This window comes from Aeromonas sp. PrichA-15, assembly GCF_017939245.1.
GTDB classification, from domain to species: domain Bacteria; phylum Pseudomonadota; class Gammaproteobacteria; order Enterobacterales; family Aeromonadaceae; genus Aeromonas; species Aeromonas caviae.
Window position 1 is genome coordinate 1 of the sequence record NZ_JAGKRH010000238.1, and the last position, 15,485, is coordinate 15,485.

Here is a 15,485-nt window from a genome sequence, read left to right on the forward strand (position 1 = left end):
GTGTGCTAACGCCAGGAATCGCATGCGTTTCCTGGCGTTGGTTTCTGCCTTGGCGAGGGCCAAGAAATCGATTGGATCGGACATACTGAGTACAGTGAAACCAGAATAGAGCAATTAGATCACATCTTTAATCTGATTGGTATGATCCGCCCCGCTCTGAGGGGCCGTGATCCCCGTCCGGCAGGGGGAAGGATCCACCACTTGTGCCCAAGCCACAGGCATGTCGGTGTGACGGGGTGGTGACAGGCGCTTCAGGCCCCGGGTGCGGGTGCCCGGGCCACAAGAGGCTGGTGATGGAGCCGGGAGCTGCCTGACCCGGATCAGGGGGTGTCGGTGGTCCCGGTGTGATAGGGGGGCCGGGCACAGGTGTCCCGTATCAGGGCGCGCAGCCAGCGGTGGCCCGGATCGGCATCCTGACTGGGGTGCCAGAGCAGGGAGACCCGGATCCCTGGCAGAGCGAAGGGCAGGGGCAGGGTGACCAGATCGCCGAGCAGGCTGGCGCAGTGCAGGTGCGGCACCGTCGCCACCAGATTGCTCTCCCTGACCAGGGCCAGCGCCGTCGCAAACCCGGGTACCAGGGTGGTGATGGTGCGTCTTTTCCCCTGGCCTGCGAGGATCTCGTCGATGGGGCTGTGAGGCTGGCCCCGGCGGGAGACCAGCACGTGGCGCGCGGCGGCATAGCGCGCCACGGTCAGGGTGCCGTCGCAGAGGGGGTGGTCCGGGTGCACCACGGCGACGAAGTGGTCCTGGAACAGGGCCTGGGTGCGCAGCTCAGGGGCCGTGGTGGCGCCGATCACCCCGGTCTCGAAGTCCAGCTCGCCACGGCGCAGGGGGCCGCTCTCCTTGTCGGGTTTGGCCAGAAAGTGCAGCCGCACCCCGGGGGCCTCGACGGCGAGGCGCGCCAGCAGGGCGGGGCCCACCGCCTCCACGAAGCCGTCACTGGATCGCAGGCGGAAGGTGCGCTCCAGGCTCGCCGGGTCTACTTCCTGCTGGGGGCGCAGCACGGCCCGGGTCTCCTGAACCAGGCGGGCAACCTCATCCCGCAGGATCTGCGCCCGGGGTGTGGGGATCAGGCCGCGTCCCGCCCGCACCAGCAGCGGATCCCCCGTGGTATCCCGCAGCCTTGCCAGGGCCCGGCTCATGGCGGAAGCACTCAGGCCTAGCCGTCTGGCGGCGCCCGCCACACTGCCCTCTTCCAGCAGGGCATCCAGGGTGATCAGCAGGTTGAAATCCGGGGTCATGGTCGTCTCCTCGCAGGCGGCGCCTGACGGGCCGACCCCTTCATGATACGCGAGTTGCCGTCTCTTCATATGGCGTCTGATGCAACTATAAGCTGCAATCCGTGCGTCTTCCGCCTTGTCATCTCCCCCGCTAGCCTGAGTGCATCATCACTTGCCGGAGAGACTGCCATGTCCACACCACTTCTTGTTCCCCCTCCCGTGACGCGCCGTCTTGGTCTCGCGGGGCTCGGGCTCGCCACCCTGCTGCCCATGCTGGCGGGCAGCATGGCCAACCTGGTGCTGCCTGCCCTGGGGCAGGACTTCGGCGTGCCCTTCGCCAGCCTGCAATGGGTGCTGGTGGCCTACCTGCTTGGGATTACCAGTCTGACGGTGGTGGCGGGCCGGCTCGGGGATCGTCTGGGGCGGCGTCGCCTGCTGCTCTGGGGGACCGGGGTCTTTGCACTGGCTTCCCTGCTGTGCGCCCTGGCCCCTTCCATCAGCTGGCTCATTGCAGCTCGCACCCTGCAAGGGGCGGGTGCGGCCTGCATGCTGGTGCTCTCGCTGGCCATGGCAGGAGAGCTGGTGCCGCCAGCCCGACGGGGCTGGAGCATGGGATTGCTCGGCACCCTGTCGGCCTGCGGCACGGCGCTCGGCCCCTCCTTCGGCGGCCTGTTGATCGGCGGATTTGGCTGGCAGGCACCCTTCCTGCTGCTGCTCCCCCTGGCGTTGCTGGCGCTGGGGTGTGCCTGGCGGGATCTGCCCCGGGATGAGGCGGGCTCTGCCGAGGGAAGCCTCCCGCTCACCAGTCTGTTGCTGCTGGTGACGGCGCTGCTCTGCTACGGGCTGGCACTGACCCGGGGCAGCCCGCTCGGGACCTGGCCGGGGATAGGGGCGCTCGTCGCCATGGCGCTCTTCGTACGTGCCGACTCGGGCGCCCGTCGCCCCCTACTGCCCCTGGCGTTGCTGGGGGCGCCCAGGCAAAGAGGCGGGATCATCGCCAGTGCGCTGGTGGCCAGCGTCATGGTGGCGACTCTGCTGATCGGTCCTTTCTACCTGCACGGCGCCTTTGCCCTCGACATGGGGACGGTGGGGCTGATGATCTCCATGGGCCCGCTGCTGGCGGCGCTGTCCGGCATGCCCGCTGGCTGGCTGGTGGACAGGGTGGGGGCGACCCCTGTGGTGCGCCTCGGCCTAGGACTCATGGTGGTGGCCACCGTCTTGCTGGCCCTGCTGGACAGGGCGCTCGGGCCCCTCGGCTACCTGCTGCCCATCCTGCTGCTCACCGCCGGTTATGCCCTGTTCCAGACCGCCAACAACAGCGCCGTGGTGGGGGAGGCGGAGGGGGCGAGCCGTGGCGCCGTGGCCGGGCTGCTGACCCTGTCGCGCAACCTGGGCCAGCTGATGGGGGCGGCGGGGCTGGGGGGCCTGTTCGCCGCCCTGGCGGGGCGGCCCGATCTCGCCCTCGCGACGGCGGACGAGCTGGCGTTTGCCACCCGGGTCACCTTCGCCCTGACGGCCTTGCTGCTGATGAGTGCGCTCTGGCTGGCGGGAAGGGAGGAGCGTGCCGTGCAGGGTGATGTGGCCCGGGACGGCTGCGAGTCGGGAGAACGCTGAGAACGAAGACGCCTCCACAGGGGAGGCGTCTTGCTATGGAATTGGGCAGGATAGTAAACCGCTCAGCTCCTCGTTATCGATCAACCTGTTACAGAATGAAGCGGCTCAGATCCTCGTCTTCAATCAGCTTGCCGAGGTGGGCGTTGACGTAGTCGGTGTTGATGACGAAGGTCTCGCCGGATTTCTCGGAGGCGTCGTAGGAGATGTCTTCCATCAGGCGCTCCATCACGGTGTGCAGACGGCGGGCGCCGATGTTCTCGGTGCGCTCGTTGACCTGCCAGGCCGCTTCGGCCAGACGGCGGATGCCATCCTGGGTGAACTCGATGTTGACCCCTTCGGTGGCCATCAGCGCCTTGTACTGATCGGTCAGGGAGGCGTTCGGCTCGGTCAGGATGCGCTCGAAGTCTTCGGTGGTCAGGGCGGTCAGCTCGACCCGGATCGGCAGACGGCCCTGCAGCTCGGGGATGAGGTCGGACGGCTTGGCGATCTGGAAGGCGCCGGAGGCGACAAACAGGATGTGATCGGTCTTGACCATGCCGTGCTTGGTGTTGACGGTGCAGCCCTCGACCAGCGGCAGCAGGTCGCGCTGAACCCCTTCACGGGAAACGTCCGGGCCCGAGCTCTCGCCGCGCTTGCAGATCTTGTCGATCTCGTCGAGGAAGACGATGCCGTTGTTCTCGACGGAGGCGATGGCCTTCTGCTTGAGCTCTTCCGGGTTGACCAGGCGGGCCGCTTCCTCTTCGATCAGCGCCTTCATGGCCTCCTTGACCTTGACCTTGCGCTTCTTCTTCTGGCCCTGGCCCAGGTTCTGGAACAGCCCCTGCAGCTGGTTCGCCATCTCTTCCATGCCCGGCGGGGTCATGATCTCCACGCCCATGGGGGTGGCGGCCAGATCCAGCTCGATCTCCTTGTCATCCAGCTGGCCTTCCCGCAGCTTCTTGCGGAAGATCTGGCGGGTGTTGGAGTTGTCGGCTTTCTCCTCCTCGCCCCAGCTGTTGCGCGGGTTCGGCAGCAGGGCGTCGAGGATGCGCTCCTCGGCGGCCTCCTCGGCGCGGTATTTCATCTTCTCCATCTCGGTCTCGCGCACCAGCTTGATGGCGACGTCGGTCAGATCGCGGATGATGCTGTCCACTTCCTTGCCCACATAGCCCACCTCGGTGAACTTGGTCGCCTCCACCTTGATGAAGGGGGCGTTGGCCAGCTTGGCCAGGCGGCGGGCGATCTCGGTCTTGCCGACGCCGGTCGGGCCTATCATCAGGATGTTCTTCGGGGTCACCTCGTGGCGCATCTCCTCATTGAGCTGCATCCGGCGCCAGCGGTTGCGCAGGGCGACGGCGACCGCGCGTTTGGCATCGGCCTGACCAATGATGTGCCTGTCCAGCTCGTGGACGATTTCTCTCGGGGTCATCTCGGACATGATGGGATTCCTTTGTCGGGGGCTGCCTGGCCGCCCCTAAGAAGAGGGGGCGCTTACTTGGCGCTGTAGTCCAGCACTTCCACTGTGTGGTGCTGGTTGGTGAACACGCAGATGTCGCCCGCGATCTTGAGGGCCTTCTCGACGATGCTCTTGGCGTCGAGGTCCGTGTTCTCCAGCAGGGCGATGGCGGCGGACTGGGCGAAGTTGCCGCCGCTGCCGATGGCGATGAGATCGTGCTCCGGCTGCACCACGTCACCGTTGCCGGTGATGATGAAGGACTTGTGCTCGTCCGCGACCGCCAGCAGCGCCTCGAGGCGGCGCAGGGCGCGGTCGGTGCGCCAGTCCTTGGCCAGCGCCACGGCGGCGCGCTCCAGGTTGCCCTGGTGGGCCTGCAGCTTGGCTTCGAAGCGTTCGAGCAGGGTGAAGGCGTCGGCGGTGCCGCCGGCGAAACCTGCCAGCACCTTGCCGTTGTAGAGGCGATGAACCTTGCGGGCATTGCCCTTCATGACGGTGTTGCCAAGGGAGACCTGGCCATCGCCACCGATGACGACCTGACCGTTGCGGCGAACTGAAACTATGGTAGTCACTTCATTTACCTCGCTTGAGCCGAATGACGGCCTGACTGTGCATGGCAACAAAGATGGGGATGGCCAACCGGCTTTTCAAGCCTGTTCAGTGACCGGATCGGGGGAGGGACGAGGGGGGCACAGGAAGGGGGTCGAAAGAAACAGGGCCGGGTGTTGTCACCCGGCCCTGTGCCTGGCAAGCGGTGATCACCCCTTCTTGGGGATGCAGCCGCTGATGCCGGAGCCCTGCAGCTTGCGGTTGGCCGCGTCGGCCGCCGCCTTGCCGTTGAAGGGGCCCACCATCACCTTGTAGACGGCGCCACCGGCCCCGTTGACCACCTGCAGGCTGGAGGAGAGGCCGGCGGTGAAGGCGATGCGCGCCTTGAGCGACTCCGCGGAGTCCTGGGAGCGCAGGGCGGCGCACTGCATCATGTAGCGACCGCCGTCGGCGGCTGCGGTCTGTACAGTCTGGGTCGCCGCCTTGGCCCTGGCGGCCTCGGCTCGTTCCCGTTCCAGCTCGGCGCGGATCTCCCGCTCCATCCGTTCACGCTCGGCCTTCTGGTCGATCACCTGTTCCCGGGCGCTGGCGACCGGGGCACCGGTGGCCGGCTTGGTCGGCTGCACCGGCTGCGGCTGGTACGGCTTGACCTGGCCGATGGGGGTCCCCGGCTGGGGGATCTCGGTCGGCACGGGTTGCGGCAGCTTCTCCGGCTGCAGGGTCAGGGTCTCGGCGGGCGGCGGCGGCAGCACGCCCGGCTGGGGCGGCGGCTCGATGACGTCCACCTGCTTGTTCTCCAGCCGCTCGATGTAGCTCCACTTCTCCTGGGGCAGGCCATTGCCCTGCGCCTTGGGCTTGTTGGCCTTCACCTGCTCCTCGATGGTGGGGGCGTCGGCGCCCTTGCCGTTGATGAGGTAGAGGAAGGCGCCGAAACCGACGACCAGGGCCCCGGCCAGCAGTGCCGGGATAACAGGAAAGCGGCGAGGGGCCGCTTTCTTGATGTTACGGCCACCCGCCCGTCGTCTCGGGCTGTTGCCGACGTAATCCCGGGTCGCCATCTATTACATGCGCTCCAGGGTGTGGATGCCCAGCACGCCCAGGCCCAGCTTGAGCACCTTGGCGGTAGCGGCGCACAGCAGCAGACGGCTCTGGCGGGTCGCTTCGTCCACGCCGTCCTTGTTGATCGGGCAGGCTTCGTAGAAGGTCATAAAGTTGCCAGACAATTCATAGAGATATGTGCACAGAAGGTGCGGCATCCCCTTGTCCGCCACGCCGTTGACCGCGTCGGAGAACTGGATCAGCTTCTGGGCCAGGGTCTCTTCGGCATCTTCGCTCAGGACCACCTTGCCGCTCAGGGTATCGGCATCGACGCCGGCCTTGCGGAAGATGGACTGGATACGGGTGTAGGCGTATTGCAGGTAGGGGGCGGTGTTGCCTTCAAAGGAGAGCATCAGATCCCAGTCGAAGATGTAGTCGGTGGTGCGGTTCTTGGAGAGATCCGCATACTTGACCGCGCCCATGGCGATGGCGTGCACCACCTGGGCCTTCTCTTCGGCAGAGAGGTCGCTGTTGCGGCTCTCCAGCAGGGCGCTGGCGCGCTCTTCCGCTTCGTTCAGCAGGTCGACCAGCTTGACGGTGCCGCCGGAGCGGGTCTTGTAGGGACGGCCGTCCTTGCCCAGCATCATGCCGAAGGCGTGGTGCTCGAGGGGAACGGACTCCGGCACATAGCCCGCCTTGCGGGTGATGGTCCAGGCCTGCATCAGGTGCTGGTGCTGACGGGAGTCGATGAAGTACATGACCCGGTCGGCGCCCAGGTTCTCGTAACGGTATTTGGCGCAGGCGATGTCGGTGGTGGTGTAGAGGAAACCGCCGTCGCTCTTCTGGATGATGACGCCCATGGGCTCGCCATCCTTGTTCTTGAACTCGTCCAGGAAGACCACGGTGGCCCCTTCGCTCTCGACTGCCAGCCCCTTGGCTTTCAGGTCGGCAACGATCTGCGGCAGCATGTCGTTGTACATGGACTCGCCCATGATGTCCTTGTTGGACAGGGAGATGTTCAGACGGTCGTAGTTGCGCTGGTTCTGCTCCATGGTCATGTCGACCAGCTTCTTCCACATGGTGCGGCAGTACTCATCGCCACCCTGCAGCTTGACCACGTAGTTGCGCGCGCGCTCGGCGAAGGCTTCGTCTTCGTCGTAGTGACGCTTGGCTTGGGTGTAGAAGGCCTCCAGATCGCGCAGCTCCATGTCGGAGGCGTGCTCGTTGGCCATCTTCTCCAGGTAGGCGATCAACATGCCGAACTGGGTGCCCCAGTCGCCGATGTGGTTGGCGCGGATCACCTTGTGGCCGAGGAACTCCAGGGCGCGGGCGGCCACGTCACCGAGCACGGTGGAACGGATGTGGTGCACCGCCATCTCCTTGGCCACGTTCGGCGCCGAGTAGTCCACCACCACGGTCTGCGGCGCGGGCAGGCGCACGTTGGCGTTGGCGCTGGTCACCATGGCCTCCACCTGGCCGGCCAGCCAGCTCGTATCGAAGAAGAAGTTGATGAAGCCGGGGCCGGCGATCTCGACCTTGGCGATCAGATCGGAGGCAGGCAGGTGCTCGATGATGGCGGCGGCCAGCTCGCGGGGATTCTTGCGGGCCGGTTTGGCCAGCAGCATGGCCAGGTTGGTGGCCAGGTCGCCGTGAGCCTTCTCCTTGCATCGGTCTACTTGCACGCGGGCTTCCAGGTCCGCCGGCAGGACGCCCGCAGACTTGAGATTGGCTACCGTTTGTTCAAGTAGATGATGAATATGCTCTTTCATAACTGACCACCGAGGTTGCGCGTCGAAAAATGACTGACTGGATAAGGGCGTGAATTTTACCCGCATCGGGCCGAGAAAACTATAGGAACGGCCCGTACCCGTGGGTGTGGCGGATATTTCACTGCGTTTTCCACCACATGGCAGGATATTGATTTGAATAAGTGGTGGTTATCCATTTCTACTGCATAACGAAACGGCTTGTCCAGGCTATTTTCCCCTGATTATTGCGGGGCTATTTATACCGTTTCGGTCTGAATGATCTCGCTGCCTACGGCGGTCGTATCCTTTGAGGACGCCGTTGGAGGATGATTCCCATGACACTGGTACTGTTTCCACTCTCCGCTCACCTGCTGCCCGGCGGCATCATGCCGCTGCGCATCTTCGAGCCCAGATACCAGCGCATGATCGCCGAGTCCCGGGAGCGGGAGTTCGCGCTCTGCATGCTGGATCCCCGCCAGCCCGATGCGCTGCGCAACATGTATCCCATCGCCACCCGGGTGCGGATCATCGACTTCGATCTGCTGCCTGACGGCCTGCTCGGCATCACAGTGCTCGGGGTGGAACGGGTCAGGATCACCGATCTGTGGCAGGAAGAGGACGGCCTGCGGGTCGGCGAGGTGGAGCCGCTGCCCCCCTGGCAGAGCGGCCGGCTCAAGGCCGACCAGCACTCCCTGGCCAAAGCGTTGCAGGACGTGTTCAATGACTACCCCGAATACGCGGCCCTCTATCCCGAGCCGGACTGGGAGGACGCGAGCTGGGTGGCCCAGCGCTGGCTGGAGGTGCTGCCCATCCCGGTGGAGCAGAAGCAGTGGCTGGTCGCGGCCAAGGACAACCAGCCCGCCCTCTCCCTGCTGAGCGGCCTGCTGGTCGCCAGCCACTGACAGTCCGGGGTGATCCTTTTTCCTTCCCGCACGTACTGGTGAAGACCACGACACGCGAGGGATGGCGCAATGGCATATACTGGCCAACCACAATCGGCTCCACGCAGGACATCGCCCCCCATGGACAACCCAGATGGCGATCTGACATCTCTACTCATCCGGGTGGCCGAGCAGGCCGACAAGGCTGCCTTCGCCACCCTGTTTCACCACTTCGCCCCGCGCATCCGCAGCTACGGGCTGCGCCACCTCGGCAGCGAGGCCAACGCCATGGAGCTGGTCCAGGAGACCATGCTGCTGGTGTGGCAGAAGGCGCGCCTCTACCACCCCGACAAGGGGGCGCCGACCACCTGGATCTATACGGTGATGCGCAACCAGAGCTTCGACATGCTGCGCCGCCGCCGAGCCAGCAAGGAGGAGCTGTGCGCCGAGGAGATCTGGCCCCTGCTGGAGTTCAGGGCGGAGGAGGAGCACCTGAGCGGGGGCGAGGACGCCGTGCTGACCCGCCAGATGGCCCACTATGTGGCCACCCTGCCGGAGCCGCAGCAGCAGGTGGTGCGCGGCATCTATCTGCAGGAGCTCTCCCAGCAGGAGCTGGCAGACCGGCTCGGCGTGCCGCTCGGTACCATCAAGTCCCGCCTCCGGCTGGCATTACAGAAACTGAAGGAACAAGTGGAGCAAGGCCATGATTAAGACCCATCCGACTGAACCCATGCTGCGCGCCTTCGCTGCCGACGAGCTGCCTCTTCCGCTGGCCGTCGGTGTCTCCGCCCATTGCGAGTTCTGCCCCGAGTGCGCCGCCCGGGTGAAGGAATTTGAAGAGGCGCTGGCGTGCCAGCATCTCGCCCCTGACGCGCCGGACGAGGCGCTGCCCGCCGGATTCGATGCCATGCTGGCGGGCATACTGCAACAGCCGGTGGCGACGGAGGCGGCGCTCGCCCTTCCCGAAAGCCCGAGGCCAGAGCTCAGGGTGGCGGGTCACAGTTACCGGCTGCCGCGGGCATTGGCACGGCATCATGCCCCCAGGTGGCGTCATCTCGGGGCCATCCGTCAGGTCAGCCTGCCCCTGGACGAGATGGGGGCGCGGGCCAACCTGCTCCACATCGAGGCGGGGGGCCGGATCCCGGAGCACACCCACAAGGGATATGAGCTGACCCTGCTGCTGGCGGGCACCATCGAAGATGGCGACACCCGCTATCAGGCGGGGGATTTCATCTGGCGCGATGCCAGCCACGCCCACAGCCCCCGTACCCCGGACGGCTGCCTCTGCTACACGGTGCAGGATGCCCCCGTGCAGTTCACCAAGGGGCTGTCACGGCTGCTCAACGGCATCAGTCAGCACCTCTATTGAGTTGGGCTCACGGTTGCCCGGTGATCGCGGGCTGCTGCGCGACTGAGGCGGTATCACGGCATGAAAAAAGGGACCCTCGGGTCCCTTTTGTGTTGCTTGGCGGCGAAGCCCATCAGGCCACGAAGACCAGGTAGACGACGAAGGCCAGCAGGAAGCGGTAGATGGCGAACGGGATGAAGTCGAGACGACGGATCAGCGCCAGGAAGGTCTTGATGGCGACCATGGCCACCACGAAGGCGGTGACGAAGCCCACCGCAAACATGGGGAAGTCCGTCATGGAGAGGAAATCGCGGCTCTTGTAGAGATCCAGGCCGCTGGCCGCGATCATCATGGGTACCGCCATGATGAAGGAGAATTCCGCTGCCGCGTGGCGGCTGATGCCCATCAGCATGCCGCCGCTGATGGTGGCGCCGGAGCGGGAGAAACCGGGCCAGAGTGCCAGGCACTGGAACAGGCCGATGCCGAAGGCCTGCTTGTAGCTGATGTCGTCCAGGGTCTCCGCGGTCACGGCGGGGCGGAACTTTTCGGCGATGATGAGTAGGATGCCGCCGGCCACCAGGGCATACATCACGGTTTCCGGCCCGAACAGATTGGCCTTGATCCAGCTGTGGATAGCCAGCCCGACGAGCACGGCGGGCAGCATGCCGAGGATGACGTGCACCAGGGAGAGGGTCGCGTGGCCCGGGGTCGGTTTCTGACCGAAGTGAATGCCGATGAGTCCGAACAGGCGGCGCCAGAACATGACGACCACTGCCAGGATGGAGCCGAGCTGGATCACCACCTCGAAGGTGGCGGCCTTGGGTCCTTCAAACCCGAGGAGGTGGCCGACGATGATCATGTGGCCGGTGGAGGAGACGGGGAGGAACTCGGTCAGGCCTTCCACTATACCCAGCACAAAGGCGACGAACAGGGCGTAGGATTCGGTCATGGTGCAGATCTCTTGGTTATGGGGTCTGGATAAAATCAACCCCGAACGGGTCGGGGCGGCCAATGATGGCGGAAAATCACGCGGGCAACCAGTGAATATTGGGGATTTCAGCGCCCTGTTCCGGCCGGAAAAGGGCGCTGGCGGACCATGCAGGGCGCGGCTTGCCACATGCTGTCAGAAGCCATGACGGCCCCGTCACGTTCTGACAGGTCAGTCACGCCAGTTGACCTCTGTGTTTATGATCTCTTTGTGCTGTCAGGCCAGTATGGACAGGATTTTCTGTTGAAGATCATCGTCCAGGGGGGGCTGCCCCAGGGCCTCGACGGCGCTCGTTATCTGTTGGGGATGGCTGGCGCCGATCAGGGCGCAGCTCACCACGGGGTCGCGCAGCACCCATTGCAGTGCGAGTTGCGACAGGGACTGACCCCGTTGCAGGGCCAGTGCATGCAGGGCGCGGACGGTGGCGAGCTTCTCTTCGGTGATCTGGTCCGCCGTGAGGAAGGGGCTGGCACTGGCGGCGCGGGAATCCGCGGGAATGCCCGCCAGGTAGCGATCGCTCAGCAGCCCCCCCGCCAGGGGCGAGAAGGCGACCACCCCCATGCCGTGCTCCCGGCAGGCCGGCAGGGTGTCGGGCTCAATATCGCGTTGGAACAGGGAGTATTTGAGCTGGTTGACCAGGCAGGGGGTGCCGAGCTCCGCCAGCCGGGCGGCAGCCTTGGCCGCGAGCGGGGCCGGGTAGTTGGAGAGGCCGATGTAGAGCGCCTTGCCCTGGCGCACCATCAGGGCCAGGGCCTGGCAGGTCTCCTCGAGCGGGGTGCGGGGATCCGGCCTGTGGTGATAGAAGATGTCCACGTAGTCGAGGCCCAGACGGCGCAGGCTCTGGTGCAGGCTGGCGAAGAGGTACTTGGCGCTGCCGCCATCGCCGTAGGGGCCGTCCCACATCACGTAGCCCGCCTTGCTGGCGATGATGAGCTCGTCCCGATAGGGAGCCAGGCTCCTCTTGAGCAGCGTGCCGAAGGTCAGTTCGGCAGATCCCGGCGGCGGCCCGTAGTTGTTGGCGAGATCGAAGTGGGTGATCCCCAGATCGAACGCCTGATGCACCATGGCCTTCGCGGTGGCGGGATCGCTCCCGGCGCCGAAGTTGTGCCAAAGGCCCAGACCGATGCCGGGCAGGCGCAGGCCGTGGCGGCCCGCCGGTCGGTAGGGCTGGCGCTGGTAGCGGTCGGGGGCGGCGAGGTAGTTGTCATCCATCACGGTGCGGTTCCTTGGCTGGTGTGCAATGAGGATCGGCGGGCCCTGCGGCCGGCCTCACCCCGGCTGACTCGGCGGTGCCATCGGGGCCGCCATGACGTGGCGGCGCGCCCGGGCTCCTTCGTCTGCCCGAGCGGGGCTGTCAGGGGGCAGGAATAAAGCGATAACGGGTCTGGTGGCGATAACGCTGCCCCGGCAGCAACCAGGGATCGCCGAGGGCGGGCCGGTTCGGGCTGTCGGGCAATTGCTGGGCCTCCAGGCAGAAGCCGTCGTAATCCCGGTAGGGTCGGCCCTGACGATCCGGTGTGCCGGTCAGCCAGTTGCCGCTGTAGAACTGCAGTGAGGGCTGGTTGGTGTAGACCGCCATCGCCAGCTTGCCATCCCCCGAGATCACCCGGGCGGCCCATGGCTGGCTGGACCCACCAAACGGCTCATCAGCAGGCACAAAAACGCTGTTGTTGAGCAGAAATGCGTGATCGTACCCCTTGGCCAACTGCTGCTGGGGGTGGTCCAGCCACGCCTGGCCGATGGGGCGGGGGGCGCGCAGATCGAAGGGGCCTTCCACCGGGGCGATGGCCAGCGGCAGGCTCTGGTCATCCGTGGGCAGGTAGCGGTCGGCGTCTAGGCTGATGGTGTGGTGGCGGATGTCGCCACCACCATCCAGGTTGAAGTAGGCGTGGCTGGTGAGGCTGACCGGGCTGGGGGCGTCCGTGCTGGCGCAGAAGTCGACCACCAGATCGCACTGCTCCAGCCGATACTCCAGGCTCACCCTCAGATTGCCGGGAAAGCCCTGATCCCCCGCCCGGGAGAGGAGCGCCAGCTTGACCCTGTCCGCCTCCTGCTCCTTGATCTGCCAGGTGCGGCGATGGAACCCGTCGCGCCCGCCGTGCAGGCAGTTGGCCCCCTGGTTGGCGTCCAGCGTCCAGCACTGGCCTTCCCGCTCAAGGCGGGCGCCGCCGATGCGGTTGGCAAAGCGCCCCGCCACGGCCCCCAGCCATACCTGCTGGGTGAGGTAGGCCTCGTCGGCGCAGCCCAGCAGCACCTCCCGCCGCTCTCCCGCCACCGGCAGGGTGAGGGAGGTGAGGGTGGCCCCGTATGCGAGACCGCGCAGCCGCAGTCCCTCCTCGTTTTCCAGCTCGAATCTCATCATGGTTTGCGGTTCCCCGTCGTGATCCCGTCGCCCCCTGTCGGCCTCGTGAGTGCCGGGCAGGGGGCGTCACCCGTTGTCAGGCGTGCGTTACAGTCTGCCGGCCCCTGCGCTGGCACGGCAGACGTAGCAGTCCGCCTTGAGGCCGAAACGGGCCGGGTATTCCGCCTCCACCACGGCGATCACCTCGGCCACCTTCTCGGGGCGCAGCAGGGCGACCACGCAGCCGCCAAAACCGCCGCCGGTCATGCGCACACCGCCTTCGCTGCCGATCCGGGCCTTGATGATCTCCACCAGGCCGTCGATGGGGGGCACGGTGATCTCGAAGTCATCCCGCATGGCGGCGTGGGACTGGCCCATCAGCTCGCCGAGGCGCACCAGATCGCCCTGTGCCAGCGCATCGGCCGCCGCCAGAGTGCGGGCGTTCTCGCCGACCACGTGGCGGGCACGGCGATAGCAGGCCTCGTCCAGACCGGCCTTGCCCGCTTCCAGCGTGGCCAGGTCAAGATCCCGCAGGGCTTTGACCCCGTAGTGACGGGCGGCGGTTTCGCACTGCTGGCGACGGGTGTTGTATTCGCTGTCCACCAGGCCGCGGCGCACGTTGGAGTTGACGATGAGCACCGCCAGATCGGTGGGCATGGGGATGAGCCGGGTCTCCAGGGAGCGGCAATCGAGCAGCAGGGCGTGATCCTGCTTGCCGCTCGCGGAGATCATCTGATCCATGATGCCGCAGTTGCAGCCGACGAACTGGTTCTCCGCCTGCTGGCCGTTGAGGGCGATTTCCGCCTGGCTGATGGCCAGCCCCTGGGCCTCCTTGAAGGCCTGGCCGATGGCCACCTCCAGGGAAGCGGAGGAGGAGAGACCCGTCCCCTGGGGCACGTTGCCGGAGACCACCAGATTGAGGCCGTGCAGGGCGTGGCCCCGTGCCTGCAGGTGTTTGACCACGCCGCGGATGTAGTCGCTCCAGCGCTGGCTGGGGTGGTGCTCGATGGGTTGATCGAGACTGAACCGATCGCGCTGGTTGTCGTAGTCGGCGGCGATCACTTCGACCAGGTTGTCGCCGCGCAGGCCGATGGCGACGCAGGTCTCGTAGTCGATGGCGCAGGGCAGCACGAAGCCGTCGTTGTAGTCGGTGTGCTCGCCAATGAGGTTGACGCGGCCTGGAGCCCGTACCAGCAGGTCGGGTTGTTGCTCAAACTGCTCGGCAAACACGGCGCTGACGCGCTGGCTCGGGGTCATAGGGCCTCCTCGTTGGACTGGTTCTGGTCGTTGTAGTGGATGGGACTGAGGGCGCGCAGCCGTTCCGCCGCCTGTTCCGGGGTGAGATCGCGCTGGGTTTCGGCCAGCATCTCGAAGCCCACCATGAATTTGCGCACCGTGGCGGAGCGCAGCAGGGGCGGATAGAAGTGGGCGTGCAGTTGCCACGCCTCGGGGCAGTCGGAACGGGGCGGGGCGAAGTGCCAGCCCATGGAGTAGGGGAAGCTGCACTGGAACAGGTTGTCGTAGCGGCTGGTGAGCTCCTTGAGCGCGATGGCCAGATCCTGTTGCTGCTCCCCGGTGAGATCCAGCATGGAGGGGACATGGGCCTTGGGCAGCAGCAGGGTCTCGAACGGCCAGGCCGCCCAGAAGGGCACCACCGCCAGCCAGTGGGCGGTCTCCACCACGATGCGGGAGCGATCCGCCAGCTCCCGCTCCACATAGTCCAGCAGCAGGGGGCGGCCGTGTTCGGCCAGCCAGGCGCGCTGGTGCGCCTCTTCCCGGGCAATCTCGTTGGGCAGGAAGTCGCTGCCCCAGAGCTGGCCGTGAGGGTGCGGGTTGGAGCAGCCCATGACGGCGCCCTTGTTTTCAAAGACTTGCACCCATTCCCACTGGTCAGAGAGCTCGGCCACCTGGTCCATCCAGGTGGTGATCACCTGCTCGATGGCAGGCAGGGGCAGCTCGGGCAGGGTCTTGCCGTGATCCGGCGAGAAGCAGATGACCCGGCTGGTGCCCCGGGCGGCTTCCAGCTTCAGCAGGGGATCCGGCGCCGCGTCAGCGGCCGGGGTGTCCTGCATCAGGGCGGCGAAGTCGTTGGTAAAGACGAAGGTGCCCTGATAGTCGGGGTTGATATCGCCGGTCACCCGGGTGTTGCCCGCACAGAGGAAGCAGTCGGGATCATGGGCCTGGCTCGGCGCCTGGCTCACCTTCTCGACCTGGCCTTGCCAGGGGCGCTTGGCCCTGTGAGGGGAGACCAGCACGTACTGGCCGGTGAGCGGGTTGAAGCGGCGGTGGGGGTGATCAACGGGGTTGAACATCATCACTCCAGTGT

The 15,485-nt window shown here is 66.0% G+C and carries 14 protein-coding genes; 4 read left to right on the top strand and 10 right to left on the bottom strand.

Going from position 1 to position 15,485, the window contains the following annotated elements; genetic code table 11:
- Window positions 1-320: 320 nt before the first annotated feature.
- A complete protein-coding gene (locus J9889_RS19845; RefSeq protein ID WP_210557822.1) occupies window positions 321-1,241 on the bottom strand; it encodes a LysR family transcriptional regulator in 921 nt (306 codons plus the stop codon).
- Window positions 1,242-1,409: 168 nt separating this feature from the next.
- Here J9889_RS19845 and J9889_RS19850 point away from each other — a divergent pair, with 168 nt between their 5' ends.
- The gene (locus J9889_RS19850; protein WP_210557824.1) at window positions 1,410-2,834 is read left to right on the top strand and encodes an MFS transporter; all 1,425 of its coding nucleotides are present in this window, start codon (window positions 1,410-1,412) and stop codon (window positions 2,832-2,834) included.
- A gap of 88 nt (window positions 2,835-2,922) precedes the next feature.
- Here J9889_RS19850 and hslU read toward each other — a convergent pair whose 3' ends face one another.
- The 4 genes from hslU to argS form a co-directional block, all read right to left on the bottom strand.
- Window positions 2,923-4,251: an HslU--HslV peptidase ATPase subunit gene (hslU, locus tag J9889_RS19855; protein WP_210557826.1), complete on the bottom strand. Its 1,329-nt coding sequence runs from the start codon at window positions 4,249-4,251 to the stop codon at window positions 2,923-2,925.
- Between the two features lie 53 nt (window positions 4,252-4,304).
- Window positions 4,305-4,838: an ATP-dependent protease subunit HslV gene (gene hslV / locus J9889_RS19860; RefSeq protein WP_042078734.1), complete on the bottom strand. Its 534-nt coding sequence runs from the start codon at window positions 4,836-4,838 to the stop codon at window positions 4,305-4,307.
- A 186-nt stretch (window positions 4,839-5,024) separates the two neighbouring features.
- Window positions 5,025-5,873, bottom strand: a complete 849-nt coding sequence (locus tag J9889_RS19865) for an SPOR domain-containing protein (protein ID WP_210557828.1) — start codon at window positions 5,871-5,873, stop codon at window positions 5,025-5,027.
- A gap of 3 nt (window positions 5,874-5,876) precedes the next feature.
- Window positions 5,877-7,622, bottom strand: a complete 1,746-nt coding sequence (gene argS / locus J9889_RS19870; RefSeq protein ID WP_210557830.1) for an arginine--tRNA ligase — start codon at window positions 7,620-7,622, stop codon at window positions 5,877-5,879.
- Window positions 7,623-7,936: 314 nt separating this feature from the next.
- Between argS and J9889_RS19875 the strand changes: the two genes are divergently transcribed.
- The 3 genes from J9889_RS19875 to J9889_RS19885 all read left to right on the top strand — a co-directional run bounded on the left by J9889_RS19875 (window position 7,937) and on the right by J9889_RS19885 (window position 9,851).
- The gene (locus tag J9889_RS19875; RefSeq protein WP_209794335.1) at window positions 7,937-8,503 is read left to right on the top strand and encodes an LON peptidase substrate-binding domain-containing protein; all 567 of its coding nucleotides are present in this window, start codon (window positions 7,937-7,939) and stop codon (window positions 8,501-8,503) included.
- 120 nt (window positions 8,504-8,623) lie between these two features.
- On the top strand, window positions 8,624-9,193 hold the full coding sequence (locus J9889_RS19880) for a sigma-70 family RNA polymerase sigma factor (RefSeq protein ID WP_042078738.1): 570 nt from the start codon (window positions 8,624-8,626) through the stop codon (window positions 9,191-9,193).
- Window positions 9,186-9,851 (top strand): ChrR family anti-sigma-E factor, encoded by a 666-nt coding sequence (locus J9889_RS19885; protein ID WP_010676025.1) that lies wholly within the window; start codon window positions 9,186-9,188, stop codon window positions 9,849-9,851. The genes J9889_RS19880 and J9889_RS19885 overlap by 8 nt, the downstream gene beginning before the upstream one ends.
- Before the next feature lie 112 nt (window positions 9,852-9,963).
- Here the strand turns inward: J9889_RS19885 and bacA are convergent, their stop codons facing one another.
- The 5 genes from bacA to J9889_RS19910 all read right to left on the bottom strand — a co-directional run bounded on the left by bacA (window position 9,964) and on the right by J9889_RS19910 (window position 15,471).
- Window positions 9,964-10,779: an undecaprenyl-diphosphate phosphatase gene (bacA, locus tag J9889_RS19890; protein ID WP_210557833.1), complete on the bottom strand. Its 816-nt coding sequence runs from the start codon at window positions 10,777-10,779 to the stop codon at window positions 9,964-9,966.
- Between the two features lie 255 nt (window positions 10,780-11,034).
- Window positions 11,035-12,030, bottom strand: a complete 996-nt coding sequence (locus J9889_RS19895) for an aldo/keto reductase (RefSeq protein ID WP_103857764.1) — start codon at window positions 12,028-12,030, stop codon at window positions 11,035-11,037.
- A gap of 142 nt (window positions 12,031-12,172) precedes the next feature.
- A complete protein-coding gene (locus J9889_RS19900; RefSeq protein ID WP_223931092.1) occupies window positions 12,173-13,240 on the bottom strand; it encodes a galactose-1-epimerase in 1,068 nt (355 codons plus the stop codon).
- 27 nt (window positions 13,241-13,267) lie between these two features.
- Entirely contained in the window at window positions 13,268-14,416 is a 1,149-nt protein-coding gene (galK, locus tag J9889_RS19905; RefSeq protein WP_202040181.1) for a galactokinase, read from the bottom strand.
- On the bottom strand, window positions 14,413-15,471 hold the full coding sequence (locus J9889_RS19910) for a UDP-glucose--hexose-1-phosphate uridylyltransferase (protein ID WP_210557835.1): 1,059 nt from the start codon (window positions 15,469-15,471) through the stop codon (window positions 14,413-14,415). The genes galK and J9889_RS19910 overlap by 4 nt, the downstream gene beginning before the upstream one ends.
- Window positions 15,472-15,485: the final 14 nt, after the last annotated feature.

What these genes read in the sequence shown, in the direction of transcription:
- argS (WP_210557830.1), bottom strand. Translation starts at nt 7,622, where the DNA reads ATGAAAGAGCATATTCATCATCTACTTGAACAAACGGTAGCCAATCTC.
- J9889_RS19875 (WP_209794335.1), top strand. Translation starts at nt 7,937, where the DNA reads ATGACACTGGTACTGTTTCCACTCTCCGCTCACCTGCTGCCCGGCGGC.
- J9889_RS19850 (WP_210557824.1), top strand. Translation starts at nt 1,410, where the DNA reads ATGTCCACACCACTTCTTGTTCCCCCTCCCGTGACGCGCCGTCTTGGT.
- galK (WP_202040181.1), bottom strand. Translation starts at nt 14,416, where the DNA reads ATGACCCCGAGCCAGCGCGTCAGCGCCGTGTTTGCCGAGCAGTTTGAG.
- J9889_RS19885 (WP_010676025.1), top strand. Translation starts at nt 9,186, where the DNA reads ATGATTAAGACCCATCCGACTGAACCCATGCTGCGCGCCTTCGCTGCC.
- J9889_RS19845 (WP_210557822.1), bottom strand. Translation starts at nt 1,241, where the DNA reads ATGACCCCGGATTTCAACCTGCTGATCACCCTGGATGCCCTGCTGGAA.
- bacA (WP_210557833.1), bottom strand. Translation starts at nt 10,779, where the DNA reads ATGACCGAATCCTACGCCCTGTTCGTCGCCTTTGTGCTGGGTATAGTG.
- J9889_RS19910 (WP_210557835.1), bottom strand. Translation starts at nt 15,471, where the DNA reads ATGTTCAACCCCGTTGATCACCCCCACCGCCGCTTCAACCCGCTCACC.
- hslU (WP_210557826.1), bottom strand. Translation starts at nt 4,251, where the DNA reads ATGTCCGAGATGACCCCGAGAGAAATCGTCCACGAGCTGGACAGGCAC.
- J9889_RS19880 (WP_042078738.1), top strand. Translation starts at nt 8,624, where the DNA reads ATGGACAACCCAGATGGCGATCTGACATCTCTACTCATCCGGGTGGCC.
- J9889_RS19895 (WP_103857764.1), bottom strand. Translation starts at nt 12,030, where the DNA reads ATGGATGACAACTACCTCGCCGCCCCCGACCGCTACCAGCGCCAGCCC.
- J9889_RS19865 (WP_210557828.1), bottom strand. Translation starts at nt 5,873, where the DNA reads ATGGCGACCCGGGATTACGTCGGCAACAGCCCGAGACGACGGGCGGGT.